We start from the raw sequence: 17,299 nt of genomic DNA, 5'->3' as shown, positions 1-17,299 counted from the left end.
CCGGAGCCCTGGATGCCGGTGGCGGTGGCGGCGAAGTGCGCCTGGAACGCGGCGAAGGAGCCGAACTGGTCCTTGATGGCCTCGGCCAGCTCGCCGGTGGGCTCGCCGCCGCCCTCGGGGGACAGGTTGTGCCAGAAGATGGTGTGGTTGGTGTGCCCGCCGAGGTGGAACGCGAGGTTCTTCTCGTGCAGGTTGACCGCCGCGAGGTCTCCCGACTCGCGCGCCTCGGCCAGCTTGTCCAGCGCGGTGTTCGCGCCGGCGACGTAGGTGGCGTGGTGCTTGTCGTGGTGCAGCTCCATGATCTTGCCGCTGATGTGCGGCTCGAGGGCGCTGTAGTCGTAGGGCAGGTCAGGCAGCGTGTAGACGGTCATCGGGTGTCCTTCGGTGGTCGGAGGGGACGATCCGTCCCGAACCTAGGACCTCGACCCCGGTCGAGGTCAACGGAGACGAGCGTCACACCCCGAGCCCGGTCGCGGGGCCTGGACCTCGAGCGCGCTCGAGGTCCTAGCGTCGCCGGGCATGACCTACGTGATCGCCGAGCCCTGCGTCGACGTCAAGGACAAGGGCTGCCTCGAGGAGTGCCCGGTCGACTGCATCTACGAAGGGCAGCGCTCGCTGTACATCCACCCGGACGAGTGCGTGGACTGCGGCGCCTGCGAGCCGGTGTGCCCGGTCGAGGCCATCTACTACGAGGACGACGTCCCCGAGGAGTGGAGCGACTACTACCGGGCGAACGTCGAGTTCTTCGACGACCTCGGCTCGCCCGGCGGCGCGGCACGGCTCGGCGTCGTGCCCCGCGACCACGCGGTCGTCACCGCGGTCCCGCACGGCGGGGGCGCGTCGTGACCCGGGGCGCGCGGCCGCTGAGCGTGGCCGTCGTCGGCGCCGGGCCGGCGGGCATCTACGCGGCCGGGCTCCTCACCGAGCTCGCACCGGGCACGCGGGTCGACGTCGTCGAGCGTCTCCCCACGCCGTACGGCCTCGTGCGCTACGGCGTCTCCCCGGACCATCCCAAGATCCGGCGGATCATCGACTCGTTGCACGGGATGCTCGAGCACCCCGACGTGCGGCTGCTGGCCAACGTCGAGGTCGGCACCGACGTGACGATCGACGAGCTGCGGTCCGTCTACGACGCCGTCGTGGTGGCCACCGGTGCGCAGCGCGACGCCCGCCTCGACGTCCCGGGCGTCGACCTGCCCGGGTCGTTCGGCGCGGCCGACGTCGTCTCCTGGTACGACAGCCACCCCGAGGTCGCGCGCGAGTGGCCGCTGCACGCCGAGTCCGTCGCCGTCGTCGGTGCCGGGAACGTCGCCCTCGACGTGACCCGGATGCTGATCCGCCACGCCCGGACGCTCGAGCGGACCGACCTGTCGGAGAACGTCCGCCGGGGCCTGACCGCGAGCGCGGTCCGCGACATCCACGTGTTCGCCCGCCGGGGACCCGTCGACGTGCGCTTCTCCCCCGGCGAGCTGCGCGAGCTCGGCGAGCAGGAGGACGTCGACGTGGTCGTCGACCCGGCGCAGATCGTGCGCGACGAGCACACCGAGCGCATGGTGCGGCAGCTCGCGCCGAAGCGGCAGGTCCTGCGGACGTTCGAGCGGTGGGCGGCGGTGCCCGCCGCGGACCGTCGGGCCTCGCGCCGCGTCCACCTGCACTTCCACCGCGCTCCGGCGGCGATCCTCGGCACCGACCGTGTCGAGGCACTGCGGACCGAGCGCACGGCACCGGACGGGTTCGGGCACGCGGAACCGACCGGTGAGGTCGAGGACCATCCGGTCCAGGCCGTCTACCGCGCCGTCGGCTACGTGGGCTCCCCGGTCCCGGGCGTGCCGTTCGACCCCGTCCGGCACGTCGTCCCGCACACGCGGGGGGCCTGCTCGACGGCGACGGCGTCCCCGTGCCCGGCCTCTACGCGACCGGCTGGATCAAGCGGGGTCCGGTCGGGCTCATCGGTGCCACCCGGTCGGACGCCAAGGAGACCGTGGAGACGCTGCTCGCCGCCGACGCCGGGCAGCGGCGGCCCGGGTCCGGGGCCGCGGACGCGATCCTGCGCGGGCGGGGCGTGCCGGTCGTGGACTGGGAGGGATGGCTGCGCATCGACGCGGCCGAGCAGCGGCTCGGTGCGGCGTCGGGCCGGGAGCGGACCAAGATCGTGGACCGGTCCGAGCTCGTCGCGCTCGGCGCCGGGGTGACGGTCTGAACCGGCACCCCGGCGCCGCCGGTCACTCGTCCGCCATCACCCGGTCCACCCGGGCGTCGGCGTCGGCGAGGATCGGACCCGGGTCGTCGGTCGAGGACATGACCTCGTCCATCGCGGGCTGCATGATCGACTGGACCTCCGACCAGCGGTCCGTGACCGGCGAGAGAGTGCCGGTCCCGTCCTCGACGTGGACGGCGAACGCGTCGGCCTCGATGCCGAGCTCGGAGAACGTGGCCACGGCCTTCTCCGAGGAGCTCGAGATGGCGGGGAACACCCGTCCCTCGGCCGCGACGACGTCCTGGCACGCGGGGCTCGCCAGGTACTCGACCCAGCGCCAGGCCTCGTCGGGGTGCTCGGTGCCGGCGTAGATCGCGTCCGACAGCCCGTTGAACACCGACGCGCGCTCACCGGTCGGCCCGACCGGGGTGGGCGCCACCCGGACGTCGACACCCTGGAGCTCCGCCATCGCCCGGGAGTTCCACGAGCCCTCGATCAGCGCGGCGTACCCGCCCGAGCCGAGGGACTCGATCGTCCCGATGCCGGACGTCGCCACGGGCAGGGGCGGCATGTAGCCCTTCTCGATCAGGGAGCGCCACCACTCGATCGCCTCGGCCAGGGCCGGGTCGTCGTAGTCGAAGGACGTCGGCCACGGGTTGGTGTCGGCGTAGGTCCAGCCGTTGCTCAGCGCGTAGGGCGCCCACTGCACCTGGCCGAACCCGCCGCCGCTCTCGTTGTACCCGAGGCCGTAGACGTCCACGCGGCTCGGGTCGAACCCGGGCTCGTCGCCGCGGACCCCGTTCTCGTCCACGGTCATCCGGGCCAGGAACTCCTCGAACGTCCCGCCGTCGCGCGGGTTCCACTCGAGCTCCCACAGGTCCTCGGGCGCGTAGCCGGCCTCGGCCACCATGTCGGCGTTGTAGAACAGCCCCACGGTGTCCCAGTCCTTCGGCAGGCCGTAGAGCCCGCCGTCGGGTCCGCGCGACAGGTCGACGAGGCCGTCCTGGTACTGGTCCAGGTCGATGTCGGAGGCCTCCACGCGATCGCTGATGTCGAGGATCTGGTCGAAGCTCGCGTACTTGCCGAACTGCTGGGCGTGGTCGACGAAGACGTCCGGGGCGCTCTCGGCGACCATGCGGGCCGTGAGCTGGGTCCAGTAGTCGTCCCACCCGTACTGCTCGAGGTTCACGAGCACGTCCGGGTTCTCCTCCTCGAAGTCCTGGGCGCACTGCTGGTAGCCGGGCACCTGGTTGGCGTCCCACATCCAGTAGGTGAGCGTCACCTGGCCGTCCGGAGCGCCGGGGCCCGACGAGGTCGCGCACCCGGCCAGGGCGAGGGCCCCGGTGGCGACGAGGGCGGCGGGCAGGCGGAGCCGGCGGGCGATCCCGGGCTGGGTCGGGGTGGTGTCACTGCGGTGCATGAGGTCCTCACTTGATCCCGGAGAAGCCGATGGAGCTGACGATGCGACGACCGAGCGCCACGAAGAGCAGGACGATCGGCAGCGCGGCGACCAGCGTCGCCGCCATCAGCCCCGACCAGTCCGGGCTGCCCTGCGGCGTCTGCGAGCGGAAGATGCCCAGCGCGACCGTCAGGACGCGCACGTCGTCGCTCTGGCCCACGAGCAGCGGCCAGAAGTACTCGTTCCAGGCCGTGATGTACGTCAGCACGGCGAGCGTCGTGATCGGAGCCGCCGTCATGGGCAGCACGATCCGCAGGAACACCCGGGCCCTGCCCGCGCCGTCGATGAGCGCCGCCTCCTCCACCTCGCGGGGTACCCCCAGGAAGAACTGGCGCAGGAAGAAGATCGCGAACGGCGTCATGAAGAACGTCGGCAGGATGAGACCGGGGAACGTGTTCAGCAGCCCGAGCTCCTTGACGAGCACGAAGTTCGGGATCGCGGTGAAGATGCCCGGCACCATGAGCGCCGACAGGAACAGCGCGAAGACGGCGTTGCGTCCGGGCCACCGCAGCCGCGCGAACGCGTACGCGGCCATGGCCGAGAAGAGCACCTGCCCGAGCGTGATCGACGCCGCGACGATCACCGAGTTGCGCAGGTAGAGCCAGAAGTTGATCCGGCCACCGGCACCGCCCTGGGCGAGCGACTCCTCGAGCGTCGTCAGACCGAAGACGCGGCGGAAGGCGTCGAGGGTGAACTCGGCGGGCAGCAGGCTGTCGGCCTCCAGGGCGAGCGCCCGGTTGTCCGACAGCGCGGTGCGCAGCATCCAGTAGAACGGGAAGATCGTGATCAGCAGGATCACGACGAGGCAGATCCAGCCGCCGATGCGTCCCCACGGGACGGGGCGGCGCACCTTCCGTCGGGGGGCGACCGGGGCCGTGCTCGGCCCCGTCGCGGTGGAGGGGGTGGTGGTCGTCGTCGACACGGGGGCCTCCTAGGAGTTGTCCGACTCGCCCGCCCGCAGCAGCCGGAGCTGCACGAGCGCGACGATCAGCAGGACGGCGAACAGGACGACGGACAGCGCGGACGCGTAGCCGAAGTCGAGCTGGGCGAACGCCAGGTCGTAGATGTAGAGGTAGATGACGCGGGTGGCGTCGACCGGGCCGCCGCCGGTGGTCACGGCCACGGTGTCGAAGATCTGGAACGACCCGGTGACGGTCACGACGAGCACCAGCGCGAGCACCGGCCGCAGCAGCGGCAGCGTGATCGACCGGAACTGGCGCCACGCCGAGGCCCCGTCCAGCGACGCCGCCTCGTAGACCTGCGGCGGGATGGTCTGCAGACCCGCGAAGACCAGCAGGGCCGTGTAGCCCATGTGCCGCCAGACGTTGATCAGCGCGATCGTCGGCAGCGCGAGAGCGGGGTCGCCGAAGAACGCCTGCGGGTCGATCCCGACCTTGCCCAGCAGGACGTTCACGATGCCGATCTGGTAGTCGAGCATGAAGAACCAGACGAGCGCGACGACGACGTTCGCCACGAAGTACGGCAGCAGCGCCGCGCCCCGCACGAGGATCGAGCGGGTCATCCGCTGCAGCAGCACCGCGAGGCCGACGGCGACGACCGTCTGCACGACGATGTTGATGACGACGTAGTAGCCGGTCACGCCCATCGCGTTCCAGAAGAGCGGGTCGTCGACCAGGCGCCGGTAGTTGTCGAGACCGACGAACTGCGGTGGTGCCAGCACCGAGTAGTCCGTGAGGCTGAACCAGGCCCCGCGGACGGCGGGGACGAGGTAGAACACCACGAACCCGACCGTCGCCGGGATGAGGAAGACCATCGCCGCGCGCAGGTCCCCGCGCGGTCGGCCGGAGGGGCGCAGCCGTTGCGGTGCGCGGGCTCCGGGTGCCGGCGGGGCCGGCGGTGTCACGACTGCCATGTCGGTCGCTCCTGTCGCTTCGTCGCGAGCTTCTCGGGGGGCGGGCTTCTCAGACCGCGGTCACGTGGAGCAGGACGCTCCGTTCGGGGAACTGGTGGGGCAGCTGGACCCCGGCACCGGCGAGCGTCCGCCCGCTGAGCCGCACGCCGTCGGACCACCACGGAGGGAGCGCCTCGCCGTGCCCCGGCTCGACCACGTCTCCCGGAGCCAGGGGGCGGACGTCGTAGGTGGTGTCCGGGTCCAGCCCCGGCAGGCGGACGCGGCCCGGTGGGGCCCACACGCCGGTCGTCAGCTGCACGACGGCGAAGATCGCCTCGCCGGCACCCTCGCGCACGACGCCGTGCACCCGCAGGGCGGGGTCGGGGTCGTCGGTGCGGACGCTCCGACCGTGGTGCAGCAGGTCTCGGTGCTGCCGGTACGCCGCCACCCAGCGCGCGACCTCGCTCCGCTCGGCCTCGGAGGCGGCGGTGAGGTCCCACTCGATGCCGAGGTGGCCGAAGAACGCGGTGGCCCCGCGGAAGCTCAGCTCGTGTCGGCGCCCGGTGGTGTGCGACGTCGGCGACCCGATGTGCGAGCCGAGCATCTCGGGCGGGACGAGCAGACCGGTACCGGCTTCGATCGTCTGCCGTTCGAGCGCGTCGATGCAGTCGGAGGTCCAGATCCGCTCGGTGCGCTCGAGGATGCCCAGGTCCGCCCGGCCGCCACCGCCCGCGCAGGACTCGAACTCGACGTGCGGGTGGGCGGCGCGCAGCGCGTCCAGCAGCCGGTACGCGGCGTGCGTCTGGGCGTGGACGCCGGCCCCGCCGGTCGCGGTGTGACCGGCGTCGACGAGGTCGCGGTTGTGGTCCCACTTGACGAAGCCGATCGGGTACTCGGCGAGGATCGCGTCGATCTGGCCGTAGACGTGCTCCCAGGCGCCGGTGTGGGCGAGGTCGAGGACCTGCTGGTGGCGTGCCTCCGGCGGCATCCGGTTCCCGGTCTGCAGGATCCACTCGGGGTGCGCGCGGGCGAGGTCGGAGTCGGGGTTGACCATCTCCGGCTCGAACCAGAGGCCCAGCTCCATGCCCAGCCCGGTGACGTGGTCGGCGAGCGGGTGCAGGCCCTCGGGCCACACGTCGTCGTCGACGGTCCAGTCGCCGAGCCCGGCGGTGTCGTCGCGGCGCCCGCGGAACCAGCCGTCGTCGAGCACGTACCGCTCGACGCCGGCGGCGGCCGCGGCGTCGGCGAGCGCGGTGAGCCGGTCGAGGTCGTGGTCGAAGTACACGGCCTCCCAGACGTTCACGAGCGCCTTGCGCGGGGTGCCGGGGTGCTGCGGCCGGGAACGCAGGTAGGTGTGGAACCGGTGGGAGAGCTCGTCGAGACCGTCGCCGTAGGAGGCGTAGACCCACGGGCTCTCGTACGCCTGGCCGGTGGACAGCCGCACCTCGCCCGCCAGGAGCAGCTCGCCGGCGCCGAGCAGCCGCTCGCCGGTGGGCATGCCCTGCTCGGCGAAGGTCCGGGTGTTGCCCGACCAGGCGACGTGCACGCCCCAGACCTCGCCGGAGCGGTAGCCGAACCCGCGGCGTCCGGCAGTCATCAGCAGGGTCCCGTCGTGGGAGCGTGCGCGCCGGGACTCGCGCAGGTGGGTCCCGGCCACGAAGTCGTGCCGCTGCGGGCTGCGCTCGCGCAGGTGGCGGCCGGTGAAGTCGAGGATCTCGTCGGCCTCGCGCGGCAGGGGCAGCGCGAGGTCGAGGGAGCCCACGGTGAAGACCGCGGCGCCGGTGTTCCGCAGCCGCCCACGAGCACGCACGAGTCCGCCGGGAAGCATCTCGATCTCGATCCGCAGGGCCAGGTCGGCCTCGGAGTCGCGGGCGTCGACGGTCATCCGGTGCGCCACGGGTGCGCCGTCGCGCTCGACGTCGTGCACGAGCCGCACCTGCTCCACGACGAACCGCGTGGAGAAGTCGGCGCCGTCCCGGTGGCCGGTGACGCCCGGGGTGCCGAGCCAGCCCGCGGACTGCTCGGGCAGGATCGTCAGGGGCACGGGGGCGTCCGGCGTGCCGGAGGCCACCGGCGGCACGGCCGCCGCGCGCAGGGCGTCCAGCTCGTCCGCGGGCAGGTCCCCCAGGTCGGCGCCCCAGTGCAGGATCTGCGGCAGAGCGCTGCGGGCGACCTCGAGGACCAGGCTCACCCCGGCGGCCCGCAGGTGCCACAGCCCGTCGGTCGGGCCCGGGGTGGTGGCGTCCGCGGTGCCAGCGGTGTCAGCCGTGCCCGCGGCGTCAGCCAGGTATGTCTGCATCGTCATGGTGACCTCTTCGTCGTCGGTACTAGTTATTTCTACGTCAGAACTAATAGAGGTGTCAAGACGCCCGCAGAGCGTGAGCCACTTCACTTTCAGTGGAGGTCTTCGTTCTGCAGTTGAAGTAACAGCGCCTGCTTTGTTGAGCCGTGGAAGTTAATCCACCACACTGGGGCGATGACGCCAGCACCGTGGGGACCGCTCAGCGGACCGGGCCACGCCGTCGCGCTCGACGTGCTGCTCGACGGCCCCCTGTCGCGGGCCGAGCTCTCCCGTCGGCTCGACCTCTCCGCCGGGAGCCTCACCCGCCTGACCAAGCCGCTGCTCGACGCCGGACTCCTGGTGGAGGTCGACGACTCCCCCGCCGGATCGCGGGTCGGCCGACCGTCGCGGCCGCTGGACATCGTCCCCGAGGCGCACCACTTCGTCGGGGTCAAGATCACCGGGGACACCGCCCACGGGGTGCTGACGACGCTGCGCGCCGGCGTGGTGGACTCCGCCGACGCACCGTTGGACGACCACTCGCCCTTCACCGTCGCGGACACGGTCGCGGGGCTGATCAGCGAGCTGGCCGCCGGGGCGCCGGCCGACGTCACCGCGGTCGGCGTCGCGCTCGGCGGACACGTCGTCGAGGCCTCGGACGTCGTCCGGGCCCCCTTCCTCGGCTGGAACGACGTCCCGCTGGGCGACATGCTGCGCTCGCGCACGGGCCTGCCCGTGGTCGTCTCGAACGACGTCACGGCGCTCACCGAGGCGACGCACTGGTTCGGCGCCGGGCACGGCGCCGCCACGTTCTCGCTGATCACCGTCGGGGCCGGGGTCGGCTTCGGACTCGTGGCGCACGGGCGGCTCGTGACGAACGAGGACGCGAGCCTGGGGCTCGCCAGCCACCACCCGCTCGACCCGTCGGGTCCCCCGTGCTTCGCCGGGCACCGCGGGTGCGCGGTGGCCATGCTGACGATCCGGTCGATCGCCACGCAGGTCTCGGTCGCCCTCGGTCGGGAGGTCGCCTACGACGAGGCGCTCGACCTCGCCGAGGCCGGCGACCCCGCGGCCCGCCGCGTCGTGGACGACGCCGGACGGGCGCTCGGCCGCTTCGTCGCCGCCGCCGCCAACTTCACGATGCCCGAGCGGGTGGTGCTCGGGGGCGAGGGGGTCCGGCTCGCCGACGTCGCGCGGGAGGCGATGCAGGCGGGCCTGCGCGCGGACCGGGACCCGCTCGCGCACGACCCCGTGATCGCGACGCTCAGCCCCTCGTTCACCGAGTGGGCGCGCGGGGCCGCGGTCATCGCGATCCAGACCTTCGTCCTGGGGACCTGATCGGGCCGACGGCCGACCGCCGTCGGGCCCACCGGTCACGGACGGGTGCCCACCCTCGCCCTCGGCCGGGCCGAGGACCCGAGCACGACACCGACCGCCAGGAGCGCGAGCACCGCGTAGCCGACGGCGATCCAGGACAGCTCGAGCGTGGCGGACAGGCGCCCCGCGACCAGGCTCGGCACCGCCGCTCCCCCGTAGGAGAACAGGTAGACGGTGGCCATGAGCCCGGCCCGCTCGGCCGGGTCCGTCCGGGCGAGCAGACCGCGCATCGTCCCGGTGAACGCCGCGCCCTGCCCGGCCCCGGCGACGACGCCGCACAGCACGACGGTCACGACGGACCCGGTGTGCAGGCCCACGACGACGCCCGTCACGGCCAGCGCGAACACGACGATGCCGAGCCGTTGCGCCGCGCCCGCGGCGAGTCGTCCGGTCAGCGGCCCGCCGAACGCGTACGGGGCCATGAAGGCCGCGAAGACGGTCCCCGCGACCAGCGTGCTGTCGGTGCCGAGGTCGCGGGCGGCGATGGTCGGGCTGAACGCCTGGTAGAAGCCACCGAGCGCCCAGGTGGCGCAGAACACGGCGATCGCTGCGGGCAGCAGCGGCCTGGTCGCCGGCGGCAGGGAGACCCGGGGGCGCAGGGACGCGAGGGCCCCGGGCCGGCGTCCGACCGGCTCGGGGCTGCCGGCCAGCAGCGCGGCGCAGACCGCGAGCACGGCCGTGACCACCAGGTACGGCGTCCGCTCGGGCGCCGGGCCGTGCTCCGCGAGCGCCCCGGTGCCCAGCGCGCCGAGGGTGAGACCGATCAACGGCGACCCGGCCGCCGTGGCGGCGGCCAGCCAGCGCGGCCGGTCCGGCGCCAGGTCGACGACGTACGTCGTCAGCGCCGACGACGCGAGCCCGCACGCCACGCCGTGCAGCACCCGGCCGGTGACGAGCACGGACAGGCCGGTCACGTCGAGCAGGGCGAGACTGCCCACCGCCGCCAGCGCGACGGCCGCCAGGCTCACGGTGCGCCGACCGAGGTGGTCCGACAGGCGTCCGAGCACGACCAGGGAGACCATCACCGCCACGAAGTACGACACCGCCGCGATCGAGAGGTCACCGGTGGTGAGGCCGTCCTGCACGCGGTACCGCTCGTACAGCGGGATCGGCGAGCCGGAGGCGGCGAAGACCGCCACCAGCGAGACGGTGGCGGCGGCGAAGCCGAGGCGGGTCCGTGGTTGCACCCGGCGAGCACACCCCGGCACGCTCGGGCGCGACAGTCACTGACGAGGGGTGTACCAGCAGTGTCTCCCGCGCCGGACCCGCCCGGGAGACGGTGGACGGCGGGCCCTGCGCGCGCGACGCCGCCGGCCCGTCCACCGCACCACCGATCGTGAAGGATGTCCCGATGCGAGCACTCGGACTGACGACCTACGGCGGACCCGAGGTCCTGCGCCCCGTGGAGCTGCCCGAGCCCCACGCCGGACCCGGCGAGGTCCGCGTGGCGGTCCGTGCGGCCGCGCTCAACCCCGCGGACGTGATGCTCCGCGACGGGTCCCTGGCAGCCGTGTACGAGGGCCTCGAGCCGCCCTACGTCCCGGGCATGGACGTCGCCGGCCTCGTGGACGAGGTCGGGCCCGACGTCGACCCCGAGATCGCCGTCGAGACCGGCCGGTTCGTGGTCGGCGTCGTCGACAACACCGGGAGCCACGGCGGCTACAGCGAGCACGTCGTGCTGCCGGCCGCGTCCGTCACCGCGGCACCGGCCGGGGCGAGCTTCGCCGAGGCCGCGTCCTTCCTCATGAACGCGCTCACCGCCCGCAACGCCCTCGACGTCCTCGCCCTGCCCGAGGGATCCTCCGTGCTCGTGACCGGTGCGGCCGGGGCGGTCGGCGGCTACGCCGTCGCGCTGGCGCACGCCGAGGGCCTCCGGGTGGTCGCTCTCGCCTCACCTGCCGATGAGGCGGCCCTGCGCGCGGCCGGCGCGGACGAGTTCGTCCCGCGCGGGGACGACGCCGTCGTGGACGTCCTCGGCCTCGTGCCCGGCGGTGTCGACGCCGTGATCGACGCCGCCTGCCTGTACGACCGGATCACCCCGGCCGTCCGCGACGGCGGCACGCTCGTCGACCTGCGCTTCTGGGACGGCGACCCCGGGCGCGGCATCCACGTCGCGCACGTCAACGTCCGCGAGCGCGCCACCGACCACGCCGCGATCGTCCGGCTGCGCGAGCAGGTCGAGGCGGGCCTGCTGCCGATGCGCGTGGCGGCGACCTTCTCCGCGGCCGACGTCTTCGACGCCCACCACCGCCTCGACCGGGGCGGTCTGCGCGGACGGGTCGTGCTGCTCTTCGGCGACGGTCGCGAGGGGACCACGGCGTGACCCGCGGTCCGGCGGGTGGCCGGCCGGCCACCCGCCGGACCGTCAGTCGACGACCGAGATCGTGACCTCGGTCGGGCCGTCGAGCGCGCCCAGGACGGCGGCCGCGTCCGCGTCGTCGAACGCCCCGAGCCGCACCAGACCCGGCGCGTGGCCGAAGTCGCGGTAGAAGATCGCGAGGTTGCCCCAGGGGGCGTAGTACATGAGGTCGCCGGCGTCCCCGGTGGTCCCGTCCGGCTCGCCCGCCGTGGAGAGGCGGGACGGCAGGTCGGCGACCTTCTCGATGCCGTGGAAGTCGTCGAGGGTGAGGGTGAGCGGCAGCAGCGCGAGGAAGTCGCGCGCGGCCGCGCCGTCCGCCGGGGTGGCGGTGAGGTCACGGCCCGCGACCGTGAGTCGGATCGTCATGGGAGCTCCTCGGTGGGTGGTCAGGAGACGGTGACCGTCCCGGTCACCAGCACACCTTCCCCCGCGGCGATCCTGTCCGCACCCACGAGGGGTGCGGTGGCGGACGCCGGTCCGTGCCGGCCGCGCTCGGGGGTCGTCCTCCGCCTACACCGGGACCAGCACGAGCGGCCGGCGCAGGTGGACCAGGAGCCCGACGTCGACCGTGCGCCGCCGTTCGACCAGCCGCACGCCGTCCAGGGAGAGCGTGCCGGTGATCTCGGCCGAGCCGCCGCGGACGGCGACCAGCGCGCCGCCCTCGACGACGGCGGCGACGCCCGTGAGCACGAGCACGACGGACAGCTCGAAGGTGAACCGGCGCAGCCGCACCCCGTCGACCATCAGGTCGACCCGCGGGTGGTGGCTGCCGGTGACACGGTGGGTGGCGAGCGCGACCACCTCCCGGCCCGGGGACCGGGCCGTGCGGCGGCCCGCCGCCAGGAGGTCGGCGGAGGAGCGCCACCCGCGCAGCAGGACGTCGCCGAGGTCGAGGTCGAGCAGCCCGTCGGCGACGGCCGCGACCTCGGCCGCGACGGCCTCGGAGGTGGCCGAGGTCGCGTGCCGCACGCCCTGGAGCGCCGTCCCGGCGACCCCCTGCCGGTGCACGGCCTCGCCCAGGACCTCCGCCGTGTCCCGGCCGGTGCCGTCGTCCAGGAGGAAGACGCGCGCCGACGTCCTCGGCGCGGTCGCGGTGCTGGTCATCTCCCGATCACCTCCAGGTGCTCGTCCGGCGCGTCGGTCGACCCGACGAGCCGGACCACGAGCGTCGCGTCGGACGCCGGGTCCTCCGCCACCCTCACCTCCGGCGCCGACGTCGGACCGGGGCTCAGGCGCACGTGCTCCCGCACCCACCGCCGGGCCCGGCGTCGGCGGACCCGTCGCACCGCCGCGGTCCCCGCCGCACCGGCGAGCACGAGCAGCCCGAGGCCGAGGCCGAGGGCCCAGAGGATCCGGTCCGGGTCCTGGTCACCGGTGACGTCGCCGGTCACGTCACCGGGGTCGTCGCCGGGACCGTCGTCGGCGGGTTCCGGGTCGTCCACCCCGACCGGTGCCAGGACGACGTCCACACCGGTCTCCGGCTCGACCGGGGTCCCCGCGGGCGGGTCCTGCTCCGCCACCAGGTCGCCCTCCCCGACGACCTCACCGAGCACCAGGCCCGACTCCGCGAGCCGGGCCTCCGCCTCGGCGGGCGAGGTCCCGCGGACGTCGGGCACGGTCACCTCGAAGATCCCGAAGACGTCGAACCGCGCCTCGGCCTGCAGTCCCGGGTCCCCGGTGCACCGGGCGAGCAGCACGTGCGGCCCGGGCGAGGACTCCGCCGGGACGGTGACCGTCGTGGCCCCCGAGCCGACCTGCAGGTCGGCCGTCCCGAGGAGCTCGTCGCCGTCCCACAGCAGCTCGACCCTCCGGGCGTCGGTGGTGTCGTCCGGGCAGTCGGTGAACCCCTGGACCACGACGGAGACCTCGGTCTCGGGCGCCCCGGCCCCCGGCTCGACGCTCAGCGTGGGGTTCGAGTCGACGACGGCCGCGGTCCCCAGCAGCAGGCCGAGGACGATCCCCAGCACCCTCCGTGCCGCTCGAGGAGCCACGGCGGCCACCTCCGTCGGTGAGACCTCTCCTCTGATGGTCTGGAGCGGCGTCCCGGCCCACCTGATACGCGCGACCGTCTCCGGGCGAACCCTGCATAGTTGCGCGTCTATGCAGATATGCAGATGATGGGTCCGTGCTGCACGTCCTGTCCCGTCGCGTCTACCGCCGGCTCTTCCTCGCCCAGGTGGTCGCCCTCGCCGGCACCGGGCTCGCCACGGTCGCCCTCGGCCTGCTCGCCTACGACCTGGCCGGCGCCGACGCCGGCCAGGTGCTCGGCACCGCGCTCGCGGTGAAGATGGTCGCCTACGTGGTCGTCGCGCCACTGGCCGCGGCCGCCGTCGCACGGCTCCCGCGCCGCGCGGTCATGGTCGGCTCCGACGTCGTCCGGCTGCTGGTCGCCGGGTCGCTGCCGTGGGTCGGCGAGGTCTGGCAGGTCTACGTCCTCGTCTTCGTCCTGCAGGCCGCGTCCGCCACGTTCACCCCCACGTTCCAGTCCGTCATCCCCGACGTGCTCGACGACGAGGAGGAGTACACCGCGGCGCTGTCCCTGTCCCGGCTGGCGTACGACCTCGAGGCCGTGCTCGCCCCCGTGCTCGCGGCGGCCCTGCTCCTCGTCGTGCCCAGCGCGGCCCTGTTCCTCGGCACCGCGGTCGGGTTCGGTGCGTCGGCGCTCCTCGTGGCCGCCACGGTGCTGCCGCGGCGGGGCGCGGAGAACGCCGGGGACGGCCCGCGGATGCCCTTCGGCGAGCGCGTCCGGCACGGGACCCGGCTCGTCGTGCGCACCCCGGCCCTGCGCCCGGTCCTGGCGCTGAACATGGCCGTCGCCGCGGCCGGCGCGTTCGTCATCGTCCAGACGGTGGTCGTGGCGCGCTCGACGTTCGGGCAGGGCGAGGCCGTCGTCGCGCTGCTCCTCGCCGCCAACGGCGTCGGCTCCATGGCGGCGGCCGTCGCCCTCCCGCGCGTGCTCCGCCGTCGGCCCGAGCGGTGGGTCATGGTCGGCGGGGCCGGGCTGCTCACCGCGGCCACCGCCGTCGTCCCGCTCGCCCTCGCCGCGCCGTCCGCCGGGGTCGGGCTCACGGCGGTCGCCGGGCTGTGGGTGCTGGTCGGCCTCGGGTGGGCGTCCGTCGAGACGCCCGTCGGTCGGATCGTGCGCCGCACGATCCCGGCCGCGGACCGTCCGGCCGTCTTCGCGGCCCAGTTCGCGCTGCTGCACGCGTGCTGGCTGGTGACCTACCCGCTGGCCGGATGGCTCGGCACGGCGGTCGGCCTGCCCGCGACCGCCCTGGTCCTCACCGCGCTCGCCGCCGCCGCGACCACGACGGCGGCCCTGCTGTGGCCGCGGGGTCGCACCCCGGCTGCCGCAGGGCCTGCCCGCGCGGAGCCACCGGTGCGATCATGAGTCCCGTGGCCACCACCGAGCGCAGCGCACCACCGGACCTGGAGCTCGACCACGCCGTCGACGTCCTCCGCCTGCTCGCGGACCGCACCCGCCTGGCCGTCCTGGCGATGCTCGACGGGACCGAGATGTCGGTGGGCGAGATCGGCAGACGGCTCGACCGTCCCGGCCCGGCCGTCTCCCAGCACCTCGCCAGGCTCCGCGCCGCTCGCCTCGTGACGTCGCGCCGGGACGGCACGACCGTCTACTACGGCCAGCCGGACGAGCACGTCGCGGCGCTCGTCGCGAACGTGCTCCACCACACCGAGCACCTGCTCTACGAGGTGCCGCCGCACCACCGCGCCGACTGACCGGCGTCGTGGGCGGACGTCCCCGTCAGGACGTCCGCCCACGACCTCGCGTCACCAGACGCGGACGCGGGACGTGCCGGCGTCGACCGCGGCGAGCGGTCCGACGGGGTAGCCCGCGCCGGCCTCCTTCTCCCGGCCCAGCAGGTCGGTCCCCACCACCAGCGGCGTCCCGTCGGGCTCCTCGAAGTCCGCGTCGACGTACCGCACGCGCGGCAGGTCGGCCGCCGTGACCAGGCCGACGTGCGCGGCCACGAGCGCCTCCGGCAGGTTCGTCTCGAGCACGACCTGGTCGCCCTGGTCGACGACGGCGCACGTCACGGCGTCGTCCAGCACCAGGGCGTCCTTCTCCTGCTCGTACGGCGCCGCACCGCCGGCGTAGGCGTTGTGGTGCACGTACGCGGGCTGGCGCAGGCCGTGGAACCGCTCGTGGTCGCCCTTGGACTGGTCCATGCCGCCGAGGTACTCCTCGAGGCTCGCCGGGCAGCCGTCGTAGCCGTGCGTGCCGTAGGTCGTGAGCCGGTGGCCCTTGCTGCCCGGGGCGAACGCGCGGTCGGCGTCACCGCCGAGGAACAGGTTGCCGACGTAGCGGTCGTCGCCGCCGCAGACCACGGCGAACCCCGCGACCTCGGTGCTGTGCGGCCGGTGGTACGGCGTGGCGCGGTCCATGACCTGCTCCAGGCGTACCGCGCCCGCGACGAGGTTGTTGACGTACGCGCCGCCCTGGCTGAACACCTCCAGCGCGACCGGCGAGGCGAAGACGTTGTGGTCCACGACGTAGGGACCGTGGCTGACCTCGACGAACAGGTCGCGCGTGTTCGCGTAGAACAGGTTGCGCGCCACCCGCGTGCCCTGCGTCTGCCAGTCCAGCCACACCCCGAGGGTGCAGTCGTGGATGCGGTTGTGCACGATCTGCACGTCGACGGCGGCGTGCAGCTTGATGCCGCCGATCTCGTAGCCGTAGAACTCGCGCTTCGTCGCGATGTGGTGGATGTGGTTGTCCTCGATCGTCGAGAACACCGCGCCCAGGTGGCCGACGACGCCGTTCTGACCGCAGTCGAAGATCGTGTTGCGGCGCACCACGTGGGAGCCGACGCGCTCGCGGTCCCACCCGATCTGGCGGGCCAGGAACACCGACTCGAGCTGGTACTGGTAGCCGGGCTTGTCGCCGCGCTCGGTGGCGTAGTTGTGGCCCGTCGAGATCTCCTTGCCCAGCGACACGGCCGAGCACTTGGCGTCGTGGATGACGTTGTCCTCGATGATCCAGCCCTTGGCCCAGTTGGGCCCGATCAGCCCGGGCTGGTCGGCGGTCGGCGGGGTCCACGGGGTCGCGGCCTGGGCGAGCTCGAACCCGCGCACGGTGATGTAGTCGAGGTGGTGCTCGGTCGGGTAGAAGACGGCCGGGCGCACGTTGATCTCGACCAGCGCGCCGGTCGGGTCGGTCCCCAGGAAGTTCGCCCAGATGGTCGTCGTGTCCTCGCCGACCTCCGCGTACCAGACGGCGCGGGTCCACTCCGGGTCCTCGACGGGCTCGGTGGTGCCGGTCCAGCCGTCCACGGCCTCGGTGCGCGCCACCGGGGCGGACACGGTGGCGCGGTCGTGCACCTCGGACAGGCTCCGCCCGTCGAGGTAGACCTCGCCGAGGTGCTGCCGCTCCCCGGTCGCCGGCGGGACGAGCCAGTCGCCGTCGACGGTCTCGACGAACGGGTTGCGGTCCCCGAACAGGCTGTTCGGCACCTCGGCGCGCCAGACGTCGCCGTCCTCGCGGTGCCAGGCGGTCACCGGCTCGGACCCCTTGATCACCACGTGCTCGCCGTCGGCGGCCTCGTAGGTGATGCGGCGCAGGTCGCTGAGCCCGCCGCGGGCCGGCCGGACCCACTCGCGGTACTCGCCGCCGTGGACGCGGACGGTGTCGCCGGGCCGGGCGAGCGCCGCGGCGCGGTTGATGGTGCGCAGGGGTGCGCCCGCGGAGCCGTCGGCGGTGTCGGACCCGGTCGTGGCGACGTGGTGGATGGTCATCGTGATGACGCCTTTCGGTG

General features: G+C 73.9%; 16 protein-coding genes. 6 read left to right on the top strand and 10 right to left on the bottom strand.

Annotated elements, in window-relative coordinates:
- The coding region (locus V5O49_RS03310; protein ID WP_332900981.1) for a superoxide dismutase at positions 1–371 on the bottom strand (371 nt) is incomplete at its 3' end.
- Between the two features lie 148 nt (positions 372–519).
- On the opposite strand from V5O49_RS03310, the gene fdxA reads away from it, so the two are divergent.
- The gene (fdxA, locus tag V5O49_RS03305) at positions 520–846 is read left to right on the top strand and encodes a ferredoxin (protein WP_332900980.1); all 327 of its coding nucleotides are present in this window, start codon (positions 520–522) and stop codon (positions 844–846) included.
- Positions 843–2,192, top strand: coding sequence for an FAD-dependent oxidoreductase (locus V5O49_RS03300; RefSeq protein WP_332900979.1), 1,350 nt, complete (start codon positions 843–845; stop codon positions 2,190–2,192). Before fdxA ends, V5O49_RS03300 begins: the two co-directional genes overlap by 4 nt.
- A gap of 30 nt (positions 2,193–2,222) precedes the next feature.
- Here V5O49_RS03300 and V5O49_RS03295 read toward each other — a convergent pair whose 3' ends face one another.
- Genes V5O49_RS03295 through V5O49_RS03280 form a run of 4 tightly spaced genes read right to left on the bottom strand, consistent with a single transcriptional unit; the run spans position 2,223 to position 7,813 of the window.
- Entirely contained in the window at positions 2,223–3,617 is a 1,395-nt protein-coding gene (locus V5O49_RS03295; RefSeq protein WP_332900978.1) for an ABC transporter substrate-binding protein, read from the bottom strand.
- Between the two features lie 7 nt (positions 3,618–3,624).
- Positions 3,625–4,578 carry a carbohydrate ABC transporter permease gene (locus V5O49_RS03290; protein WP_332900977.1) on the bottom strand — a complete coding sequence of 318 codons (954 nt, stop codon included), beginning with the start codon at positions 4,576–4,578 and terminating at the stop codon, positions 3,625–3,627.
- A gap of 9 nt (positions 4,579–4,587) precedes the next feature.
- Entirely contained in the window at positions 4,588–5,529 is a 942-nt protein-coding gene (locus V5O49_RS03285; RefSeq protein ID WP_332900976.1) for a carbohydrate ABC transporter permease, read from the bottom strand.
- A 49-nt stretch (positions 5,530–5,578) separates the two neighbouring features.
- Positions 5,579–7,813: an alpha-galactosidase gene (locus V5O49_RS03280; RefSeq protein ID WP_332900975.1), complete on the bottom strand. Its 2,235-nt coding sequence runs from the start codon at positions 7,811–7,813 to the stop codon at positions 5,579–5,581.
- Between the two features lie 171 nt (positions 7,814–7,984).
- Between V5O49_RS03280 and V5O49_RS03275 the strand changes: the two genes are divergently transcribed.
- Complete coding sequence (locus tag V5O49_RS03275; protein WP_332900974.1) at positions 7,985–9,127, top strand: ROK family transcriptional regulator; 1,143 nt, start codon at positions 7,985–7,987, stop codon at positions 9,125–9,127.
- A gap of 35 nt (positions 9,128–9,162) precedes the next feature.
- On the opposite strand, the gene V5O49_RS03270 is transcribed toward V5O49_RS03275, so the two are convergent.
- The gene (locus V5O49_RS03270; protein ID WP_332900973.1) at positions 9,163–10,353 is read right to left on the bottom strand and encodes an MFS transporter; all 1,191 of its coding nucleotides are present in this window, start codon (positions 10,351–10,353) and stop codon (positions 9,163–9,165) included.
- Positions 10,354–10,517: 164 nt separating this feature from the next.
- On the opposite strand from V5O49_RS03270, the gene V5O49_RS03265 reads away from it, so the two are divergent.
- The gene (locus tag V5O49_RS03265) at positions 10,518–11,489 is read left to right on the top strand and encodes an NADP-dependent oxidoreductase (RefSeq protein ID WP_332900972.1); all 972 of its coding nucleotides are present in this window, start codon (positions 10,518–10,520) and stop codon (positions 11,487–11,489) included.
- A gap of 42 nt (positions 11,490–11,531) precedes the next feature.
- Here V5O49_RS03265 and V5O49_RS03260 read toward each other — a convergent pair whose 3' ends face one another.
- The 3 genes from V5O49_RS03260 to V5O49_RS03250 all read right to left on the bottom strand — a co-directional run bounded on the left by V5O49_RS03260 (position 11,532) and on the right by V5O49_RS03250 (position 13,516).
- Complete coding sequence (locus V5O49_RS03260; protein ID WP_332900971.1) at positions 11,532–11,891, bottom strand: cyclophilin-like fold protein; 360 nt, start codon at positions 11,889–11,891, stop codon at positions 11,532–11,534.
- A gap of 144 nt (positions 11,892–12,035) precedes the next feature.
- A complete protein-coding gene (locus V5O49_RS03255) occupies positions 12,036–12,629 on the bottom strand; it encodes a hypothetical protein (protein ID WP_332900970.1) in 594 nt (197 codons plus the stop codon).
- Positions 12,626–13,516, bottom strand: coding sequence for a PASTA domain-containing protein (locus V5O49_RS03250; protein ID WP_332900969.1), 891 nt, complete (start codon positions 13,514–13,516; stop codon positions 12,626–12,628). Before V5O49_RS03250 ends, V5O49_RS03255 begins: the two co-directional genes overlap by 4 nt.
- 134 nt (positions 13,517–13,650) lie before the next feature.
- Here V5O49_RS03250 and V5O49_RS03245 point away from each other — a divergent pair, with 134 nt between their 5' ends.
- A complete protein-coding gene (locus V5O49_RS03245) occupies positions 13,651–14,916 on the top strand; it encodes an MFS transporter (RefSeq protein ID WP_332900968.1) in 1,266 nt (421 codons plus the stop codon).
- Between the two features lie 5 nt (positions 14,917–14,921).
- Positions 14,922–15,263, top strand: a complete 342-nt coding sequence (locus tag V5O49_RS03240) for an ArsR/SmtB family transcription factor (RefSeq protein WP_332900967.1) — start codon at positions 14,922–14,924, stop codon at positions 15,261–15,263.
- 51 nt (positions 15,264–15,314) lie between these two features.
- On the opposite strand, the gene V5O49_RS03235 is transcribed toward V5O49_RS03240, so the two are convergent.
- Positions 15,315–17,279: a right-handed parallel beta-helix repeat-containing protein gene (locus V5O49_RS03235; RefSeq protein ID WP_332900966.1), complete on the bottom strand. Its 1,965-nt coding sequence runs from the start codon at positions 17,277–17,279 to the stop codon at positions 15,315–15,317.
- Positions 17,280–17,299 lie beyond the last annotated feature (20 nt).

It is taken from the genome of Isoptericola haloaureus (assembly GCF_036689775.1).
Classification (GTDB): Bacteria; Actinomycetota; Actinomycetes; order Actinomycetales; family Cellulomonadaceae; genus Isoptericola; species Isoptericola haloaureus.
Note: the sequence above shows the minus strand (reverse complement) of the source record. Positions and strands in the feature narration are given on the sequence as shown.